Here is an 18,878-nt window from a genome sequence, read left to right as displayed (position 1 = left end):
TTACCCGTTAACAGAGGGTAATCCGCCGTTTGTACAAGGCCTGTATATTGGGCTGTTTGGTGATGGTCAGCACAGCTGAATCTGAGAGCCTTTTATGAATCAGATTAACCATATCCACTTCACCTTCAGGGTCGAGCGAATCGAAGGCTTCCTGCATCAATATCCATTTAGGTTTGTGCAACAACAGTCTAACTAGACCCAAGCGTTGTTTCTGTTCGCGCTCGAGATTCTTTTCCCAATCGGCAACCTGATCTAGCTGCTCTTTCAACTCTTTAACCCCAGCCAGCTCGAGAGTATTTTCCAAGACCTGCTGATCGAAAACGGATGCGTCGGAAGGGTAGCAAATTGAGGCGCGTAGAGTGCCGGTCGGTAGATACGGACGCGGCGGCATAAAGAACATGGTTTCATCATCCGGCAATTCTACAGAGCCCTCGCCCCATGGCCAAAGCCCGGCAATCGCCTTGAACAACTTATTGCCGGAAAATGCATTACCGGCAATCAATACCCGCTCTCCGGCCCTGATTTCTTCGTTGAGGGTGGACACGCAAACGATTCGGTCCAAACGCGAAATGCATAAATCGCGAAACGCCAATACGGATTTGTCACTTTTAACCAACCGAATCCGATAGGGATCGGGTTTGGCGATTTCCCGCTCCAATTGTTCTAAAGCCTTGCTCAATCCTAATACCCGCTCGACTGAAGCGCGCCATTCCGCAACCTTGCCCATATTGTCCACCGGCCAGGATAAAGCCGCGACCATTTGTTGGAAAGCCTGCGCGGATTGCATCAACGCACCCAGACTGATAGTACCCAGGATGAAGCGCGGTGCCGACACCAGAATAGGGAACGCCATAGACAATATGGAATAACCGGAGCTGAACATGGTGATACGCTGCCAGGCGTGGGTTTGCTGATTCCAGGCATCGACAATATTTCCGAATAAGCGGTGAAAATGCGGATTCTCATGACGCTCACCGTGAATCAAGGCGATGGCCTGAGCATTCTCGCGGGCTTTGACCAGCGCGAAACGGAAATTGGCTTCCACGGTCTGCCTGTTGTCGGTAGCCATGGTGAGCGGTTTACCGATCCACCAACCCAGCGTGGATGCGCTAGCGGCGTAAATCAGCGCCAACCACACCAAATGGCCTTGAATGGGGATTTCGATCAAACCTAAATCTACCGTAACGGTCCCCGACAAGGTCCACAATATCTCGGTAAAACTGGTCAACAACAGCACGCAGTAAAAGAAAGTGTGTAACAGATCTATTGCATATTCAGTGGAAATGCGAACATCTTCGGCGATCCGGCCATCGGGATTATCGTGTTGGCCCGGCAAGTGCGTCACCAGATAATGCCGGCCGTCACGCATCCATTGACCGATCAATTTGTCGGTTAGCCAGCCCCGCCAGCTCAATTGCAAACGACGTTTGACGACCAAATGGGTGGCCGTAATCGCCATATTCGCGATAAAAATCAAGACGATCAATCCAACTTGGGTAAACAGTCTCGACATCGAGCGCTGTTCCAGAGCATCGAATAAATCCGCGCTCCACTCGGTAATAATCACCGAGACCGCAATTTGCGCCACTGTCAACGCGACCAAAAACGCCGATAAGGTGCGGATGGTAGTCTTATTTTCGGAGCACCAGAAAGGGCCCGCCAATCGGACGAATTGCATAAAAAATTTGCTGGTTGTTCGCAAGGCCGTACTCCTCGTTTAAGGTCGTCGCGCAATATAACAAAATTAATCGCATCGATAACCATCAAATGTGTTGCTGCGCGGCTACCTGCGCCTCAGACTGAGGATAGGCTTTTGTGTTTTATGGATAAAACAGGGGAAGTAAAATAGGATTGGAGAGTGTTTGGCTAACTTGCGACGAGCGATGCGTATCGCTCGTCGGCGGGAGTTTGGTACTTATCGTTTCATCGACTCGAAGAACGCGGCGTTGGTTTTAAAGTCTTTGAGTTTGCCTAACAAAAACTCGGATGCGGCCAATTCGTCCATCGGTTGCAGGATTTTGCGCAAAATCCAGGTTTTTTGCAGTTCGTCAGGATCAACCAGATATTCTTCGCGGCGGGTGCCGGAGCGGTTGATGTTAATGGCCGGATAGATCCGTTTTTCAGCGATTTTCCGCTCCAGATGCAGTTCCATGTTACCGGTACCTTTGAACTCTTCGAAGATCACCTCGTCCATCCGCGAGCCGGTTTCCACCAGTGCGGTGGCGATGATGGTCAAGCTGCCGCCTTCTTCGATATTCCGCGCCGCACCGAAAAAGCGTTTGGGTTTTTCCAGCGCATTGGCGTCAACACCGCCGGACAACAATTTGCCGGAAGACGGCACTACCATGTTGTATGCGCGGGCCAGACGGGTAATCGAGTCTAACAGGATAACCACGTCGTGCTTGTGCTCCACCATTCTGCGGGCTTTTTCGATCACCATGTCGGCCACTTGTACGTGGCGGGTGGCAGGTTCGTCGAAGGTACTGGATACCACCTCGCCGCGCACGCAACGCTCCATCTCGGTGACCTCTTCCGGACGCTCGTCGATCAACAACACGATCAGATAACATTCGGGATTATTCTCGGCGATCGCGTGGGCGATGCTTTGCATGATCATGGTTTTACCGGCTTTCGGCGGCGAAACGATCAGGCCGCGCTGGCCTTTACCGATAGGGGCAATCAAATCGATGATGCGGGCGGTTAAATCTTCACTGGTACCGTTGCCTTGTTCCAGACGGAAACGTTTGTTGGCAAACAGCGGCGTCAGGTTGGAAAAGGAAATCTTGTTTTTGGATTGCTCGGGCGATTCGAAGTTGATGCTTTCCACCTTCAACATCGCGAAATAACGTTCGCCTTCCTTGGGTGGGCGGATTTTACCGCTGACTGTGTCGCCGGTGCGTAATCCAAAGCGCCTGATCTGACTGGGCGATACATAAATGTCGTCCGGTCCCGCCAAATAAGAACAACCGGGGGTTCTTAAAAAACCGAATCCGTCCGCCAGTATCTCCAAAACCCCATCGCCAAAAATATCTTCACCGCTCTTCGCCTGTTTCTTCAAAATCGCAAAAATCAATTCCTGCTTTCGGGCTCTGTCGATATTTTCCAGGCCCAAAGACTCGGCAATTGCAATGATTTCAGTGACTTGTTTAAGTTTTAACTCGGTAAGATTCATGTTGATTAAGGGAAATGAAAGAAATGCAAAACAGCAGAGTGCCGTTTACAGCGGAAGGTAGTTGTTGGATTAATTAAGGACGTTCAGGATGCGAAGAAGCAAGCGGAGAAAATTCTAGCGCAATAACCGGACTTATCAAAAACATTTTTAATAAATCCGGTGATTCGGCTTGATTTAGATGTTGCTATCGATAAACGCAGCCAATTGGGATTTGGTTAAGGCGCCAACTTTAGTCGCTTCCACTTCGCCGCCCTTGAAAAGCATCAAAGTCGGAATACCTCTTACACCGTAGTGCTGAGGCGTTTTGGGGTTTTCGTCGATATTCAGCTTGGCAACAGTGAGTTTGCCTTGATACTCGGATGCAATTTCATCCAAAACCGGGGCAATCATTTTGCATGGACCACACCATTCTGCCCAATAATCAACCAATACCGGCGTACCGGCTTTCAACACAGTTTCATTAAAATCAGCGTCTGATACATGAAGGACTAGGTCGCTCACGCCATTCTCCATTAGTTTACAAAGTCAAGACTATAGTTTCGCGGCGCTTTAATTGTCAATCGATTTCAACCGCGCGGCTTTTTAGTTTATTCTATCGGGCTATGAAGAAAACACATTTAACGGAAACGCGTTTTAGCAATTTGGAGCTGTCCGACTCCATCATTAAAGGTCTGAAAGAAGCAGGATTCATCAACTGCACGCCCATTCAGGATAAGTCCTTGCCCTTGTCGTTGCGGGGCAAAGACATTGCCGGCCAAGCCCAAACCGGCACCGGTAAAACCGCCACCTTTCTGCTGGCCACCTTTCAGCATCTGATCAACGACGAAAGCGAAAAAATCAAAAACCCGCGCGCGCTGATTCTGGCACCAACTCGAGAACTGGCGATTCAGATTCATAAAGATGCACTGGCCCTGAGCAAGTATCTGAACCTGAAGTTTGCCTTGATCTACGGCGGCACCGACTACCAAAAGCAACTGGATAAAATCAAAGGCAATGTCGACATCATTATCGGCACACCCGGCCGGATTATCGATTTTTACCGGCAGGGCGCCTTCACGCTGGATAACATTCAAGTCACCGTGATGGACGAAGCCGACCGCATGTTCGATCTGGGCTTTATCAAGGACATCCGCTTCTTGCTGCGCCGCATGCCGCCGGCGGAAAAGCGCCTGAACATGCTGTTCTCGGCCACGCTGTCTTATAAAGTGACCGAACTGGCTTACGAGCACATGAACAACCCGGTGCTGATTCGTATCGAATCCGAGGAAGTGACATCCAAAGCCATCAACCAAGTGGCTTACTGTCCCGCCAATGAACAAAAAATCCCGCTATTGCTGGGCTTGCTGAAACAGCATCAACCGCAGCGCAGCATTGTCTTCGTCAATACCAAACGTTGCGCCGAACAGTTGGACGATTATCTGCAAGCCAACGGCCACAAAACCGCCATGCTCAGCGGCGACGTGCCCCAAGAAAAGCGCCAGCGTCTGCTCAACGACTTCCAGGAAAATCGGGTCACGCTGTTGATTGCTACCGACGTCGCGGCGCGCGGACTACATATTCCCGATGTCTCGCATGTGTTCAATTACGACTTGCCTCAGGATGTCGAGGATTACGTGCATCGTATCGGCCGTACCGCCCGTTTCGGTGCCAGCGGGGAAGCGATCAGCTTTATTTGCGAGGAATACGCTTATTCGATGCCGGACATCGAGGATTACATCGGCGAGAAAGTGCCGGTGCAAACCATCACGCCCGAATTGATGGTGGAAGACGTAGTCAAACCCGAACGCCGCGAGCCTCGCGAACGGGTCATGCAGCGCGACAAACGCCCGCCGCGTTCAGAGCACAAACCCAGAGAGCACCGGCCGCCGCGCCCCGCTACAGCTACAAACCAGGCATCAACGCCCGAAAATCCTCCACCGCCGCAAACTCAGCAACCTGCTTAACCGGCCGTTGACTATCCGGCTTGCTGATCGACACCAGATGAGCAATGCCGAAAGTCCGGGCCGAAGCCAGCACCGCAACACTATCGTCTACCAGCAGCGTTCTATCCTTTTCAAACAGATGTTTGTCTTGCAGGATTTGCCAAAAACCTTGCTGCTCCTTGGCAAAACCAAAATCGTGCGACGAAACGATTTCGTCGAAAAACCCATGCAGACAGGTTTTTTCCATCTTCAAGTTCAAGCTGTCGCGGTGCGCATTCGTCACCAGCAATAAACGCTTGCCGCTGGCTCGCACCGCATCCAAAAACTCGGTGACATGCGGATGCACCGCAATCAAGCCGGCCAACTCTTGCTTCAGCCCGGCGATATTCAAGGCCAATTCCTGAGTCCAATAATCCAGGCAATACCATTCCAGTTTACCTTCCATCGCCTTAAAACGCGGTGCCAACTGCTGCTTGGCGTCCTCAAGCGTTAGGCTGTGCAGTTCGGCAAAGCGCAAGGGTACAAACTCCTGCCAAAAATGATTATCGAAATTCAAATCCAGCAAAGTGCCGTCCATATCCAACAGTACGGTATCGATTTGTTTCCAGTCGAGCATTTCAGTTTATCCTTATCATTCAATAGCTCTTGTCGTTCCCAAACACAGCCTAAATTAGTTTTTTATTCTAACCGGAAAATCGCCAAGTTCAGCTAGGCTTGATGTCTATAAGAAAAAGGATTAAAAGCTTTTATATCTGTTTTGTTCCGGCTTCAGCCATCGAAAGGAGTTAAATTCATGAGTGCCATGAAAGTGCGAACCCGTTTAGGATTGGGATTCAGTGGGGTCCTACTATTATTGGCCATGATTGCCGGTATCAGCATCAACGGGATGAACGACCTGCTGTCCAACATCGACAATATGGTCAACGATAAATTTCCGAAAACGGTCTGGGCCAATAATGCCATCGACAATATCAATATTATCGCCCGATCGATGCGCAACACCCTGATTGTCAAAGACCAAGCCACCATCGACAAGGAACTCACCCGCATTCAAGACGCGCGTCGAGCTATCAAGGAAAACCTGGATAAACTCGACGAGAGTATTAGCAGCGCGGAAGGTAAAGCCGTACTCAAAAAGGTGCTGGATGCCCGTACACCTTATATTGCCGCCCAGGATCAGTTCATCAAATTGGCCGGAGCAGGCAAGCAGGCGGAAGCTGCGGATTTCCTGCTGTCCGAAGTTAGAAAATTGCAAACCAGTTATATCGATGCGGTCAATTTGCTAATCGAGTTTCAAACCAAGCTAATGAAACAATCCGGAGTAGAAGCCAAAGAAACGGTTAATCAAAGCGTGAACTTGATTACCACATTGGCGCTAATTTCCGTGGTGATTGGCGGCGTTGCCGGCTATCTGATCACTAAAAGCTTAATGACGCAGCTTGGCGGAGAACCCAGCTATGCCGCCGAAGCGGTCAATACCATGGCCGCCGGCGACCTTTCCGTGGCGATAGAACTGCGGGACGGCGACAGCAGCAGTTTGCTGTACGATTTAAAAAGCATGCGTGACCAGCTCAGTAACGTCGTTCAGCAAGTTCTCGGCAACGCCGACGTATTAAGCTCGGCGTCCAAGGAAGTCAGCGCTACCGCGCAATCGATCAGCCAAGCCACCACCGAGCAGGCGGCCAGTGTCGAAGAAACCACCAGTTCCATCGAACAACTCAGCGCTTCGGTGCAACAAAATACCGAAAACGCTCACGTTACCGAACAGATGGCCGGCAAATCCGCCAGCGAGGCCAAACAAGGCGGGGAAGCGGTGATCGAAACCGTCAATGCCATGAAACACATCGCCAAAAAAATCGGACTGATCGAAGACATCGCCTACAAAACCAATTTGCTGTCCTTAAACGCGGCAATCGAAGCCGCTTCCGCCGGCGAACACGGTAAAGGCTTTGCCGTAGTGGCGGCGGAAGTCCGTAAACTGGCGGAAAGCAGCCGCACCACGGCGGCGGAAATCAACGAACTGGCATCCAACAGCGTATCGATTGCGGAAAAAGCCGGCGTACTGATCGGCCATGTGTTGCCGGATATCGTTAAAACCGCAGACCTGGTGCAAGAGATCAATGCAGCGTCAGCAGAACAAGCCAGCGGTATCAAGCAAATCAGCGAGGCCATGCGCCAGCTGGACAGAGTAACCCAACAAAACGCGGCCGCCTCGGAAGAAATGGCGGCAACCGCCGAGGAATTGAACGGGCAAGCCGAACAACTGCAAAACGTGGTTGGATTTTTCAAGTTAGCCAACAGTTAGAATTGCTTTCGCGCCGATCTTGGCATTGAAAGCAAATCCACTTCAGCAACCAATCAGCAACCAAGTTGTAGAACCTGAGCCGATGCCCAACAGACCGAAAATCCTGAAACAAACCGTCATCGCCCAAACCCGGCAATTCTGCATCGAAGCCCTGGACCTGGAATTTAGTAACGGCGAGCGCCGCCAATACGAGCGCCTGGCCCGCAGCGCCTCGCATGGCGCGGTGCTGATTGTGCCGATGCTGGACCCCGATACCGTGCTGCTGGTTAGGGAATACGCCGCCGGCATCCATCGTTACGAACTGGGCTTACCCAAAGGCAAGCTCGATGCCGGCGAAGACATGCTGGACGCCGCCAATCGGGAATTGAAAGAAGAAATCGGTTACGGCGCCGCCAAATTACGCCATTTGCACCGCGTATCCCTGGCGCCGGCCTATTTGGAACACACGATAGATATTATTCTCGCCGAAGAACTGTATCCGGAAAAACTGGTCGGCGACGAACCGGAAGAGCTGCAAGTGGTGCCTTGGCCGCTGAATAGTATCGATACTTTGTTAGCCAGCGGCGAATGCAGCGAAGCCCGCTCGATTGCCGCGTTATATATTGCCTTGGCACATCTGAACGGCCGCGACTGAGTCTGTCTCAGATTCGAACCTTAGATCTTGAACAAGGGCTCCAAACCATCGCCGTTTTTCCCATCGCTGCTGACCGCTGTTGGTTTGGCGGAAAACGCCTGCCAAAGAGCCTGGCCTTGCCAATCCTGATTCCGCCCGGAATATAACAAGCGATTCAGAGCCAAAATCTCTTCGCGAAGCGCCTCGGCACAATGGGCCGCAATTGCGCCCAAACTCTCCGCGCCGAACTCGGCCTTACCCCATTGCAGCAAGGCCTGCTTGGCGGCCTGCGGCTTATTTTCCCAACAAGCCCGTTTCAGCGTCTTTTCCATGGCTGTTTCCGGCACCTGCTCAACGCCCTTGCCCGTTGATACTTTGGCTGACGGGCGGCGATACCAGACGACGATAGTCAGCAACCAGCCCAGTGCCAAAGTCGCCGATACAGCTTGCCAAAAGCGGGTGTCGCTGCTGCTGGTAACAGTAATCGGCGATGTGGTCACTTGGCTAGTTGCCGGCTCTTGCGCCACGGTCGCCGCAGCTGGGGGAGCGGGCACTTGGGCATTTTCGGCGCTGGCCAAAGCTTTTAGCTTGACGCTGGGCAGGTGTGCGGTTTCCATTTTCTGCGTTTTGGTGTTGAACCAGGCAATATCCAGCGCCGGCAAGGTGTATTCGCCGGGTTTGGAAGGAATAAAGGCGATTTTTTCCTCGCGTAACGCGGTCAAGCCGTCGCTTTCCTTATCTTCCTTCAGCACCGGTTGATCGGGATAGGTTTTGATACCGTCGATAGCGGTTTTATCGAGCAGTTCCGGCAACTGGCCGACCGTGGCGCCTTTTGCGTTTAGCGTGAGAGTACGAGTCAAGGGTTCGCCGACTTTGGTTTGCAAACCCGCGTCGGACCAGGTTTCGCTGAGCGTTACAGATTCAGCACTCAACCAGTTCGGGCCTTTAAAGCTGGCCGGCACCGCTTGCACGTTTAAGGTGATAGCTTTGGAGGCCACCCGGCGAGTTTCTGTATCGGGCCGGTTGAAAAAACCGTTAAAACGCGGCTGGCGTTGATTGCTCATGTATTCGGCATTCAAGATCAACGGCGCAATGGTAAACACGCCGCTTTGCTGCGGAAAAATCGCATATTTGCGTTCGGTCACCCAATAATCCACGCCCTTGATCTGGGTGGCGTAGGTACTGTCCTCGCCCAGCTTTTCGACCAGCGCATCCTTGATCTCCGGCTCGCTAAGACTGGCCTGAGTAATCTGTACCTTGCGGAACAACTTCAGCGTGTAAAGCACCTGCGACTGCACGTATGGTTGCTCGGGCGTGGCAGCCACTTCCAGAAATATGTCGTCGTTGCCTTGCGGAGCGGCGGTATTTTCATTCACGACCAGTTTCAAAGGCTTGCTGCTATCGGCACCGAAGGCAATCGGCGGAATGAACAACTCTCCGGCTTGTTTAGCCATCGCCCGGACTATCCATTGTTCGCTGCGGCTGCTTTTGCCGTTCACCCACGAGGAGTTGCTGCTGCGCTGCTGACTGAGAATTTCGAAATTCTCCTGCAAGGGCGCGAAATCGGGGTTGCCGTCCGGATCTTCACTGGCCGTGAAGGTAATCTGAAACGATTCGTTGAGGCCGACCGGATTGCGATCAACCGCCACTTGAATCTCCGCCGCCTGTATCGCGGTGCTCAGCAGCATTAACAGGCCATACAGCAGCCACGCGCAATAGTGTCTATGCATACAATTGATCATTTACTTCATCGAGAAAGGTTTATGTATATCGCGTCTATCATCGAACCAACCGTATAACACCGGCAATACCACCAGCGTCAGCAGCGTGGAACTAATCAAGCCGCCTATCACCACGATAGCCAAGGGTTTTTGTACTTCGGAACCGGGGCCGATAGCAAATAAGAACGGCACCAGACCCAACAAGGCCACCGTGGCGGTCATCATCACCGGCCGGAATCGCTGTTCGCAGCCGCGCCGAATCGCATATTCCAGGCTCAAACCGCTTTCCCGTTGCGAACGGATATACGACACCAATACCACGCCATTCAGCACCGCGATACCCCATAAGGCGATGAAGCCCACCGAAGCGGGGACAGACAGGTATTCGCCGCTGAGAAACAGCGTGATGATGCCGCCAATGGACGCAAACGGCAGCACCAGAATAATCAATGCGGCAAAGCGCAGCGATTTAAACAGCATGAACAGCAAAAAGAAAATCGCCGCGATGGTAACCGGAATAATCATCTGCAAATGTCCCAAGGCCCGCTCCATATTCTGAAACTGGCCGCCCCATTGCAAATAATAGCCTTCCGGCAATTGCACCTTGTCGGCCACGGCCTTTTGCAACTCGGCGACGAAACCGCCCAAATCCCGGTCGCGAACGTTAATCCCCACCACGATGCGGCGTTTACCCATTTCCCGGCTGATCAAGGCCGGGCCGTCGTTTAAGGTGATGTTGCTGACATCGCCCAGCGGTACGCGGGCGCCGTTCGCCGGCGTCAGCATCAGTGCATCGATGGCACCGATATTATTCCGAAACTGCTCCGGCAGGCGCACCGCCGCCGAAAAGCGCCGTTCGCCCTGATAAATCTCGGTAGCCACCTTGCCGGCTATCGCGGTTTCTATGACATCGTGAATGTCCGCTGCATTCAAACCGTGGCGGGCGATAGCTTGCCTGTCGACGGTAATATTCAAATATTGCTGACCGGTCAGGCGCTCGACCCGAATATCGCGGGCACCGTTTACGCTATTGGCAACGCCGGCAATATCGTCCGCCAGCCGTTTCAGTTCGGCAAGATCGTCGCCGAATACTTTCACCGCTACGTCGGAGCGCACACCGGTTACCATTTCGTCCACCCGGTCGGAAATCGGTTGCGCCATTACCACCTGCATACCCGGTAGGTTTTCGGTGAGTTTCGCACTCATGGCATCGGCAATATCATCCTGATTCCAGCCTTTCGGCCATTCCGCGCGCGGCTTCAACGTAACGATGGGGGTCGATTCGTTTTGCGCTTGCGGATCGGCCGGACTTTCGCCGCGGCCCACGCCGCTGACCACGGTTTTCACGCCGGGAATTTCCATCACCATTTTCATCGCCTGCATTTCCACATTGATGCTTTCCTCAAGCGAAATGTTCGGCATTCGGTTGATGCCCGGCACGATAGAGCCTTCCTTCATTTCCGGAATGAACGACGTGCCCAGCAAAGGCAACAAGGCTAGTGTCGCAGCGAACACGCCGACCGCTCCGCCCACCACCTTCAGCCGATTGGCCATCGCCCAATCCAGCATGCGTAGATAAATCCGTTTAATGAAGGCAATCAGCTTAGTGTCGTGTTCGCCGTCGTGCCCCTCTAGTAAAAAGGCGCACAATACCGGCGACAAGGTCAGCGACACCACCAGCGAAATCAGCAAGGCGATGGCGATGGTATACGCCAGCGGCGCGAACATCTTGCCTTCCATGCCTTGCAGAGTCATCAGCGGCAAAAACACCAGCACGATGATACCGACGCCGAACAACACCGGCGTCGCCACTTCCTGAGCAGCAGTCATCACTACTTTCACCCGGCTGGTGGCGCGGCCCTTGCGTTCGCCCAGCAACCGAAACGCGTTTTCCACGACCACCACGGAGCCGTCCACCATCAAACCGATTGCAATCGCCAAACCGCCCAGCGACATCAAATTGGCGGAAAGACCGAGCTGATTCATCGCGATAAAGGTGACCAAGGGCGTCACGATCAAGGTGCTGACCACGATCAAGCTGGAACGCACGTCGCCCAAAAACAGGAACAAGACGATGACCACCAGCACGATACCTTCCAGCAGCACTTTGGTAACCGTATGCAAAGCGGCATCGACCAGGTCGCTGCGATCATAATAGGAGACGATTTTCAGATCGTGTGGCAGCATGCCCTTGGCGTTGATTTCCGCGACCCGCTCCTTGATGCGACCGACCACTTCCTTGGCGTTGCCGCCGCGCAGCATCATCACAATGCCGCCAACCGACTCGGTATAGCCGCCTTTCAATACGGCCCCGGCCCGCACTTCGTGGCCGATTTTGATTTCTGCGACGTCGTGCATATGTACCGGCACGCTGTCTTCTTCCTTTAATACGATGTTGCCGATGTCTTTGACGTCGTTGATCAGACCCACCCCGCGAATCAGATACTGTTCTGCAAAATGCGGCAAGACACCGCCGCCACTGTTGGCGTTATTTCTCGCCAATGCATCGAAGACCTCTCGCAACGATATTCGGTAATGGTGCAAGCGGTTGGGGTTCACCAGTACCTGGTATTGTTTGACATAACCGCCCTGGGAATTGATTTCCGCGACACCCGGAATACCGCGCAGCAGCGGCCGCACCACCCAGTCTTGCGCTTCGCGGCGTTGCTGCAATTCCTCCTGGGTCAAGGCCCGCTGGCCGTCGTCATCCCGCTCAAGGGTATATTGATAGACCTCGCCCAAACCCGTGGATACCGGGCCGAGCACCGGATTGATACCTTCCGGCATCTGCTGTTTCACTTCGATCAGCCGTTCCATCACCAATTGCCGGGCAAAATACACTTCGGTGCTATCGGTGAAAATCAAGGTAATCAGGGACAGGCCGTTTTTGTTCATGGAGCGCATTTCTTCCAGGCCGGGCAGGCCGGCCATCGCGATTTCCAAGGGCACGGTGATCAGCCGTTCAACTTCGTCCGGCGAGCGGCCGCTGGCTTCGGTGGCGATTTGCACCTGGATATTGGTGACATCCGGGAACGCATCCACCGACAACTGCTGCACGGCGCGCACCCCGAACAGCGTGAGCGCCACCGCCAGCACCGCCACCAGCACACGCTGGTGCAGTGCGGCTGCAATAAAGCTATTAATCATGGTTTACTCCAAGATGCTGCGCAAGCGCTCGTTATTCAAATGAAACGCACCACCGACTACAATTTTTTCCCCCGCTTTCAAGCCTTCCAGCAACGGCCGTTTCTGGGCTTCTTCGCGACCCAGCCGCACCGGGCGCATCTCAAAACGCGCCGCCCCTGTGTCGACAAACACAAAATCCCTATCATTTTCCCTGACCACGGCCTGACTAGGCACGATCAAAGTTTGCGAACCCGGTCTACTCAACTTCAATGTGGCCAGCATTTGTGGCTTAAACAGGCGCTGCGGATTGGCCAACGCCATTCTGACTGTCACCGTACGCGTGTCGGGATCCACCATGTCGGCGACGTAGATTAGCTTGCCGCTGACTTCCTGCCCCGGCAGTGCCGGCACCTCGGCAAAAGCTTGATCCCCCTGACGGGCCCAATGCGCTTGTTGCTCGGGAATTTCCGCAACCAGCCACAAGTGCGACAAATCCGCGACGGTATATAAGCTGTCCGCCGGCTGCACCACCTGGCCGATGGCGACGTTACGTTCGATGACCACACCGTCTATGCTGGCGGTCACCGGCGAGAACGAATGAATGCTGCGTTGCTTGTCCAGGCGCTTTAAATCGGCTTCGCTCATGCCCATCACCCGCAGCTGATCGTTGGCCGCGCGTAAATCCACGTCCGCCTCGGTCAACACGCTTTGCCGCTCTTGAAATTCAGCTTCCGAAATCACGCCGCTTTCCATCAGGCGTTCGGCGCGCTTGACGGTAATGCGGCGCAGATTGACTTGGGACGCTGCTTTCAAATAGTCCGACTGGGCTTTACCCAGCTCGGTGCTGTTCAATAAGGCCAGACGTTCGCCCTTTTTGACGGCTTGACCGAGCATCGCGTTGATCTCTGTAATCCGCCCGGTGACCGAGGCACCGATGCGCGCCACCCGTGCTTGATCCAGTTCCACCCGGGCCGAGACATTCAGCGATTCGCCGACTTCTCCGGGTTTAACTTCGGCGATACTCAACAGCTTTAACAAGGCGGGCGAGGCCTCCAGGACCGGTTTCAAATCGGCGCCAAGGGCGGGTAGGGCAAAACTCAGCAAAAACAGCACAGCCATAAGCGGCGAATAGCGGAATGGAGTCTGGAGCTTGGGTGTCATGGTCTTTCCTTTAAGCAAAATAATCTTTTTCAATCAATTAACTGATAACGGACTACGCCCGATACAAACCACGTTAGCGGATAGTTTGGTTGGCGCCTATTGCGCTTTAGGCCCAACGCAGCTTAACGAACCGCTAAATTGCAGCCTCGGGCGGCGTTTGGCTGACCAACACCTTGTCGATGCGGGTGCCGTCGATATCGACGATCTCGAAACGCCATTGCCGAAATTCGAAGTTATCCGTCACTTGGGGAATTTTTTCCAGGTAAAACAGAATGAAGCCGCCGACGGTGTGATAGGCATTGTCGGTCTCGCCGGGTAAATTGCCGTCAACACCAATCACCGATTTCAAGCGCTGAATCGATAAGCCGCCATCCACCAACCACGAACCATCGCTACGTTGCACCACATCGACGTCCAGATTGGTGCGACTGGGTAGATGGCCGACGATGGCTTTCAGCACATCGCTAAGCGTCACCAAGCCCTCGATGTCGCCATATTCGTCGACGACCAACGCCAGATCGGCCCGCTTTTCCTGAAAGAACGCTAGCAACTGACTCAGGGTCATCGCTTCCGGCACGTACAGCGGCGTATGCAGCAGCGGCACTATATCCAAGGCTGTGCCGGCCATCGCCAGCTTCAGCAGATCGCTTCTTTGCAATATTCCTACCACATTTTCCAGACCGTCCCGGCAAATGACCGCCCGGGCATACGGACAGTCGGCGATTTTCTCGCGCACCGCTGCGTCAGAGTCGCTCAAATCGATGGCATATATTTGCTGTCTCGGCGTCATGGCCGCGCCGAGCATTTGTTCGTCCAGTTGCAAAACGTTGCCGACCAAATGGCTTTCGCTGGCGTGAAACACCCCGGTTTCCGCGCCGATTTCCATCAGCAGTTTGATTTCTTCGTTGGTAACACTAGTCTGCGGCGGTCTATGCGCGCCGAATATCCGCAGTATCAGCGTACTGGACGACGACAGCAGCCAGACAACCGGACTGGCAACCAGCGACAGCGTATGCATAGGCCGGGCGATAAACACCGCAATCCGCTCCGGATGCAGCAAGGCCAGACGCTTGGGCACCAGTTCGCCGATCACTACCGAACAATAAGTAATCAGGAATACCGTTGCGATCAGTGCAATGCTCTGCGCATAGGGCGCCAGCAGGGGAATGTTCAGCAGTTGACTATGCAAGGGCTCGGTCAAAGCCTCCTCACCCAACGCGCCACTGAGAATACCGACAGACGTGATGCCGACCTGCACGGTGGACAAAAACCGCGACGGATCTTTGTGCAGCTTCAAGGCGGTACGCGCACCCGCGCGTTTTTCACCGGCCAGTTTCTGCAAGCGCGCCAGACCGGAAGAAACCAACGACATTTCCGACATCGCAAACACGCCGTTGATCAGGATCAAAATTAGTATTAGGCCTATATCCATCGTTTCATCGCATCACAAGTCATAAGAAAGTTGGGCTTAATTCTACGTTGTCAGATTATCCGTAAGTCCGTCATACCCGCTTCCCTGCTGGAATGACGACCATTTGAATCTGACAAAGGAGATTTAAAGTGCCTGGTTTTAATCAAGGCTAAAGCCACCCTGGATTTTCAACTGTAGTCATACCGGCATTTACCATGCCGGACCGGACTGGTTTCCTCGATTGCGCTGACCGTACTGATATTTGAATTTACGCTTCAACAAGCCGGTCGGCTCATCCGGTATGCGCTTCAATAATTGCTCGTTGGCGCGCTGAGTTTCGTCTTTTTCCGTGGCTTGCGCGGCTTTTTCCGTTTCGTTGGGTTCTTGTTTGGGCGGCTGCGCAGGCTGTTTGGCGTCGGCTGCGGACTGTTGTTGGTCTTCCTTCGCCTGGTTCTGCTCGGCATCCTGCTTGGTTTCTGCTTGCTGTTTGTCCTGCGGCATTTGCTCCTGCTGCGAATCTTTGTCGGCTTGATCGGATTCGCCATCCTGCTGCTGTTTTTGCTGTTGAGCGGACGAATCCTGTTTGTCCTGCTTTTGATCGTCTTGCTGATTATTGTCCTGCTGCTTTTGTTGTTCCTGTTCTTTCAGCTTCTTCTCGACCAGTTCCTTATTGTATTTCGCATCCTGATGGTTAGGATCGAGTTGCAGCGCCTGTTGATAGGCTTGCACGGCTTCCGGCAACTGGCCGGCCTGGGCCAACGCATTGCCGCGATTGTAATGGCCTTCCGCAGTTTGAGTGTTTTTTAAGGTCTCGGCAGCTTCTTGGAATTGACCGGCCTTGTACTGAGCGGCGGCACGCCAGTCCGGATTATCGAACTGCTCGGCGGCTTGTTGATATTGCTGTTGCTCGAAAGCCTGCTTGGCGCGTTGATCGGGCGTTTGCCACAGGCTTTGCCAATCCAGCGCGTAGCTATTTTTGGGCAACGGCAATAAGCACAGCAGTGCCAATAACAAGCCCTTTCTAAATTGCAAAGCCGCCCAGGGTATGACCAACAGCAACAGCCAAGGGCCTTTTTCATCCCATTGTTGCAACAACAGATTGCTATCCAAATTTTCGCTACCGGTATCGGCGCTATTGAACAAACGTCCCAGATTTTCGACATCCGCGTCGTTTGCGGTTACAGGCTGATAAATGCCGCGACCATGCTGGGCCAATGTGCTCAACGCGGCTTCGTCCAGCTTGGCAATCACGATGGCACCGTTACTATCCTTTAAGAACCCGGCACCCTGTAACTGGATAGGCGCGCCTTCCGGCGTACCCACCGCCAGCACCGACAGCCGGTAATCGCCCAGCCAATGTTCGGCCTGCTCGGCCACATCGGCATCGACACCGTCGGTGACCAGCAGGATATGTCCCTTGACCAGGCCGGCCTGGCGCAACAAAGCCACCGCGGCATTCAGCGCCACGCCGGTATTACTGCCGGGACTGGGCATGATGTCGGTGGTCAGCGCAGTCAATTGGCTGTCGATGGTAGCGGTATCGTTGGTCAACGGTGTGACGGTAAAGGCATCGCCGCCGTAGACCAGCAACGCGGTTTGGCCGTCCTTGCGTTGCTTCAATAAATCGGCGATTTTGTAGCGAGCCTTGCCGATGCGGCTGGGTTTGATATCGGCGGCATCCATGGATTTAGACAAATCCAAGGCAATCACCAGCGCGGCATCGTTTCTAAAGGCCGGGCCAGGCAAGCGCTGCCACGTGGGGCCGGCCAGCGCGATGATGGTCAGCAACGCGGCAAAACCGGCACCGAATAAAGGGCCGCGCGACTGTTGCAGCGGCTTGTCTTGCAAAATAAATGGCAGCAACTCGGCATCGCACACCTCGCTCCAGTTACCGCGCCCTTGCCGATGCCTCACCAACAATATCAAAAACAGCGCGGCCGGTAATACAGCCAGCAACCACCAGGGCCGCAAGAAATGAAAATCGGCAAAATTCATGACCACCTCAATCGGGCCAAAGTTAACCAGCCCGTCAATAACAAGGCCAAGCCCAGCGGCCAATAAAACAGTTCGCTGCGCGGCCGGAAGTATTGTTTGTCCTTTTCAACAGGTTCCAGTTGATCCAGCATGCGGTAGATTTTTTCAAGCTCTTCGGTATTGCGGGCGCGAAAATAATGGCCGCCGGTAGCATTGGCAATGGCGGTCAGGGTTTTTTCATCGAGATCGGCGGACGGGTTGATCCGGCGGGTGCCGAACAGGCTGCGCACCAACACTTCGTCGGCGCCTATACCTATCGTATAAATTTTCAGGTGATGGTCGGCGGCCAGTTCGGCGGCTTTTAACGGCATCAATTCGCCGGCGGTGTTAGCGCCGTCGGTCAACAAAATCAACACCCGGCTGGCATCTTGCTGCTGTTGCAGACGTTTGACAGCCAAACCAATAGCGTCGCCGATCGAGGTTTTCGGGTCGTCCTCGGTAATGCCGATAAAAGCCTCGTGCAACAAGGTTTGCACAGTCTTGCGGTCAAAGGTTAAGGGCACATGCAAGTAAGCTTGCGTGCCGAACAAGATCAAGCCCAGGCGGTCGCCGACCCGGCGCTGAATAAACTCGCCGGCCACTTGTTTAATCGCGGTTAAGCGATCCACGCGCTGTTTGCCGAGGATAAAATCTTCTTCCTGCATACTGCCGGACACGTCCACCGCCAGCATCAAGTCGCGGCCGCTGACCGCTTGCTCGATGGGTTCGCCCAACCATTGCGGGCGAGCGGCCGCTATCAGCAAACACAGCCAAGCCAGTGCGGCCAACCATAAAGGCCAGCGCCGCTCGCTGCTGACTACCCGGCTCGCGCTGGGGCCGAAATCGTCCAGAAACGGGACTTTCAATGCCGCCTGTTGAGCGGCGGCACGCGCCGGTAACAGCCAACGCAATAGTAGCGGTAGCGGCAACAACCATAACAACCAAGGCCAGTGCAATTCGATCATGGTTTTTTCGCCTGCTGTTTCAACCAGCGTTCGCACAGCTCGAACAGCGCCTCCAGCTCAGCGTCGGCCGGCGGCGTTTGCCGGTAATGACCGTCGGCCAAACAGCGGCCGGGACCTTGACTAAAAGGCGCATCCGGCAGGGATTGGTCCAGATAACTTAACCAAGCCTCGCCACGCAAGCTGGCGGCATCGCTGCGCGGCGCGGTACTGATGGCGACGCGCCGCAACAAGGCGGACAAAGCCGCCAAGGTCTGTCTGGCATCGGCGCCGCTTTCCCGGCGAATGGCGGACAACAATTTCGCGGCGGTTTTGGCCGCAGTCTGGCGGCGGATGCGCTTATAAAAATAACGGCACAGAAAAATCAGCAGCGGCAGCAACACCGCCAACAACCACCAGCCCGGCGCCAGCGGCCAAAAAGCCACCGAATCGGGCAAATGTATATCTTTTAAAGGCAAGGGTTCCATGTTAA

General features: G+C 54.0%; 14 protein-coding genes. 3 read left to right on the top strand and 11 right to left on the bottom strand.

The annotated features are described in order from the left end of the window. Nucleotides 1–7: 7 nt before the first annotated feature. The 3 genes from NP589_RS00870 to trxA all read right to left on the bottom strand — a co-directional run bounded on the left by NP589_RS00870 (nucleotide 8) and on the right by trxA (nucleotide 3,673). Nucleotides 8–1,678 (bottom strand): ABC transporter ATP-binding protein/permease, encoded by a 1,671-nt coding sequence (locus NP589_RS00870; protein WP_256605251.1) that lies wholly within the window; start codon nucleotides 1,676–1,678, stop codon nucleotides 8–10. 237 nt (nucleotides 1,679–1,915) lie between these two features. Then, nucleotides 1,916–3,172: a transcription termination factor Rho gene (rho, locus tag NP589_RS00865; RefSeq protein WP_020483996.1), complete on the bottom strand. Its 1,257-nt coding sequence runs from the start codon at nucleotides 3,170–3,172 to the stop codon at nucleotides 1,916–1,918. Between the two features lie 174 nt (nucleotides 3,173–3,346). Then, nucleotides 3,347–3,673, bottom strand: a complete 327-nt coding sequence (gene trxA / locus NP589_RS00860) for a thioredoxin TrxA (protein WP_064009313.1) — start codon at nucleotides 3,671–3,673, stop codon at nucleotides 3,347–3,349. A 101-nt stretch (nucleotides 3,674–3,774) separates the two neighbouring features. Here trxA and rhlB point away from each other — a divergent pair, with 101 nt between their 5' ends. After that, nucleotides 3,775–5,115, top strand: a complete 1,341-nt coding sequence (gene rhlB, locus NP589_RS00855) for an ATP-dependent RNA helicase RhlB (protein WP_256605250.1) — start codon at nucleotides 3,775–3,777, stop codon at nucleotides 5,113–5,115. Here rhlB and yrfG read toward each other — a convergent pair. Continuing rightward, nucleotides 5,054–5,710 (bottom strand): GMP/IMP nucleotidase, encoded by a 657-nt coding sequence (gene yrfG / locus NP589_RS00850; RefSeq protein ID WP_256605249.1) that lies wholly within the window; start codon nucleotides 5,708–5,710, stop codon nucleotides 5,054–5,056. The genes rhlB and yrfG overlap by 62 nt on opposite strands. A 177-nt stretch (nucleotides 5,711–5,887) precedes the next feature. Here yrfG and NP589_RS00845 point away from each other — a divergent pair, with 177 nt between their 5' ends. Both NP589_RS00845 and nudE read left to right on the top strand, forming a co-directional pair. After that, on the top strand, nucleotides 5,888–7,399 hold the full coding sequence (locus tag NP589_RS00845; protein WP_256605248.1) for a methyl-accepting chemotaxis protein: 1,512 nt from the start codon (nucleotides 5,888–5,890) through the stop codon (nucleotides 7,397–7,399). A gap of 82 nt (nucleotides 7,400–7,481) precedes the next feature. Continuing rightward, nucleotides 7,482–8,033: an ADP compounds hydrolase NudE gene (gene nudE / locus NP589_RS00840; RefSeq protein ID WP_256605247.1), complete on the top strand. Its 552-nt coding sequence runs from the start codon at nucleotides 7,482–7,484 to the stop codon at nucleotides 8,031–8,033. Between the two features lie 20 nt (nucleotides 8,034–8,053). Here the strand turns inward: nudE and NP589_RS00835 are convergent, their stop codons facing one another. From NP589_RS00835 to NP589_RS00805, 7 genes are all read right to left on the bottom strand, one after another. Continuing rightward, nucleotides 8,054–9,742 carry a BatD family protein gene (locus NP589_RS00835; RefSeq protein WP_256605246.1) on the bottom strand — a complete coding sequence of 563 codons (1,689 nt, stop codon included), beginning with the start codon at nucleotides 9,740–9,742 and terminating at the stop codon, nucleotides 8,054–8,056. Between the two features lie 12 nt (nucleotides 9,743–9,754). After that, nucleotides 9,755–12,880 carry an efflux RND transporter permease subunit gene (locus NP589_RS00830; protein ID WP_256605245.1) on the bottom strand — a complete coding sequence of 1,042 codons (3,126 nt, stop codon included), beginning with the start codon at nucleotides 12,878–12,880 and terminating at the stop codon, nucleotides 9,755–9,757. Between the two features lie 3 nt (nucleotides 12,881–12,883). Beyond that, nucleotides 12,884–14,020 carry an efflux RND transporter periplasmic adaptor subunit gene (locus tag NP589_RS00825; RefSeq protein ID WP_256605244.1) on the bottom strand — a complete coding sequence of 379 codons (1,137 nt, stop codon included), beginning with the start codon at nucleotides 14,018–14,020 and terminating at the stop codon, nucleotides 12,884–12,886. Nucleotides 14,021–14,153: 133 nt separating this feature from the next. Further along, nucleotides 14,154–15,452 (bottom strand): hemolysin family protein, encoded by a 1,299-nt coding sequence (locus tag NP589_RS00820; protein WP_256605243.1) that lies wholly within the window; start codon nucleotides 15,450–15,452, stop codon nucleotides 14,154–14,156. A gap of 189 nt (nucleotides 15,453–15,641) precedes the next feature. Next, nucleotides 15,642–17,426, bottom strand: a complete 1,785-nt coding sequence (locus NP589_RS00815) for a vWA domain-containing protein (protein WP_256605242.1) — start codon at nucleotides 17,424–17,426, stop codon at nucleotides 15,642–15,644. Beyond that, nucleotides 17,423–18,409 (bottom strand): vWA domain-containing protein, encoded by a 987-nt coding sequence (locus NP589_RS00810; RefSeq protein WP_256605241.1) that lies wholly within the window; start codon nucleotides 18,407–18,409, stop codon nucleotides 17,423–17,425. Before NP589_RS00810 ends, NP589_RS00815 begins: the two co-directional genes overlap by 4 nt. Next, nucleotides 18,406–18,873 carry a DUF4381 domain-containing protein gene (locus NP589_RS00805; RefSeq protein WP_256605240.1) on the bottom strand — a complete coding sequence of 156 codons (468 nt, stop codon included), beginning with the start codon at nucleotides 18,871–18,873 and terminating at the stop codon, nucleotides 18,406–18,408. Before NP589_RS00805 ends, NP589_RS00810 begins: the two co-directional genes overlap by 4 nt. Nucleotides 18,874–18,878 lie beyond the last annotated feature (5 nt).

It is taken from the genome of Methylomonas rosea, assembly GCF_024505055.1.
Classification (GTDB): Bacteria; Pseudomonadota; Gammaproteobacteria; order Methylococcales; family Methylomonadaceae; genus Methylomonas; species Methylomonas rosea.
The sequence above is the reverse complement of the archived record's forward strand: the minus strand, read 5'-3'. Positions and strand labels throughout refer to the sequence as shown.

Excerpts from the sequence above, each read along its gene's own strand:
- NP589_RS00870 (WP_256605251.1), bottom strand. The coding sequence starts at position 1,678 with ATGCAATTCGTCCGATTGGCGGGCCCTTTCTGGTGCTCCGAAAATAAG.
- rho (WP_020483996.1), bottom strand. The coding sequence starts at position 3,172 with ATGAATCTTACCGAGTTAAAACTTAAACAAGTCACTGAAATCATTGCA.
- rhlB (WP_256605250.1), top strand. The coding sequence starts at position 3,775 with ATGAAGAAAACACATTTAACGGAAACGCGTTTTAGCAATTTGGAGCTG.
- yrfG (WP_256605249.1), bottom strand. The coding sequence starts at position 5,710 with ATGCTCGACTGGAAACAAATCGATACCGTACTGTTGGATATGGACGGC.
- NP589_RS00845 (WP_256605248.1), top strand. The coding sequence starts at position 5,888 with ATGAGTGCCATGAAAGTGCGAACCCGTTTAGGATTGGGATTCAGTGGG.
- nudE (WP_256605247.1), top strand. The coding sequence starts at position 7,482 with ATGCCCAACAGACCGAAAATCCTGAAACAAACCGTCATCGCCCAAACC.
- NP589_RS00835 (WP_256605246.1), bottom strand. The coding sequence starts at position 9,742 with ATGCATAGACACTATTGCGCGTGGCTGCTGTATGGCCTGTTAATGCTG.
- NP589_RS00830 (WP_256605245.1), bottom strand. The coding sequence starts at position 12,880 with ATGATTAATAGCTTTATTGCAGCCGCACTGCACCAGCGTGTGCTGGTG.
- NP589_RS00825 (WP_256605244.1), bottom strand. The coding sequence starts at position 14,020 with ATGACACCCAAGCTCCAGACTCCATTCCGCTATTCGCCGCTTATGGCT.
- NP589_RS00820 (WP_256605243.1), bottom strand. The coding sequence starts at position 15,452 with ATGGATATAGGCCTAATACTAATTTTGATCCTGATCAACGGCGTGTTT.
- NP589_RS00815 (WP_256605242.1), bottom strand. The coding sequence starts at position 17,426 with ATGAATTTTGCCGATTTTCATTTCTTGCGGCCCTGGTGGTTGCTGGCT.
- NP589_RS00810 (WP_256605241.1), bottom strand. The coding sequence starts at position 18,409 with ATGATCGAATTGCACTGGCCTTGGTTGTTATGGTTGTTGCCGCTACCG.
- NP589_RS00805 (WP_256605240.1), bottom strand. The coding sequence starts at position 18,873 with ATGGAACCCTTGCCTTTAAAAGATATACATTTGCCCGATTCGGTGGCT.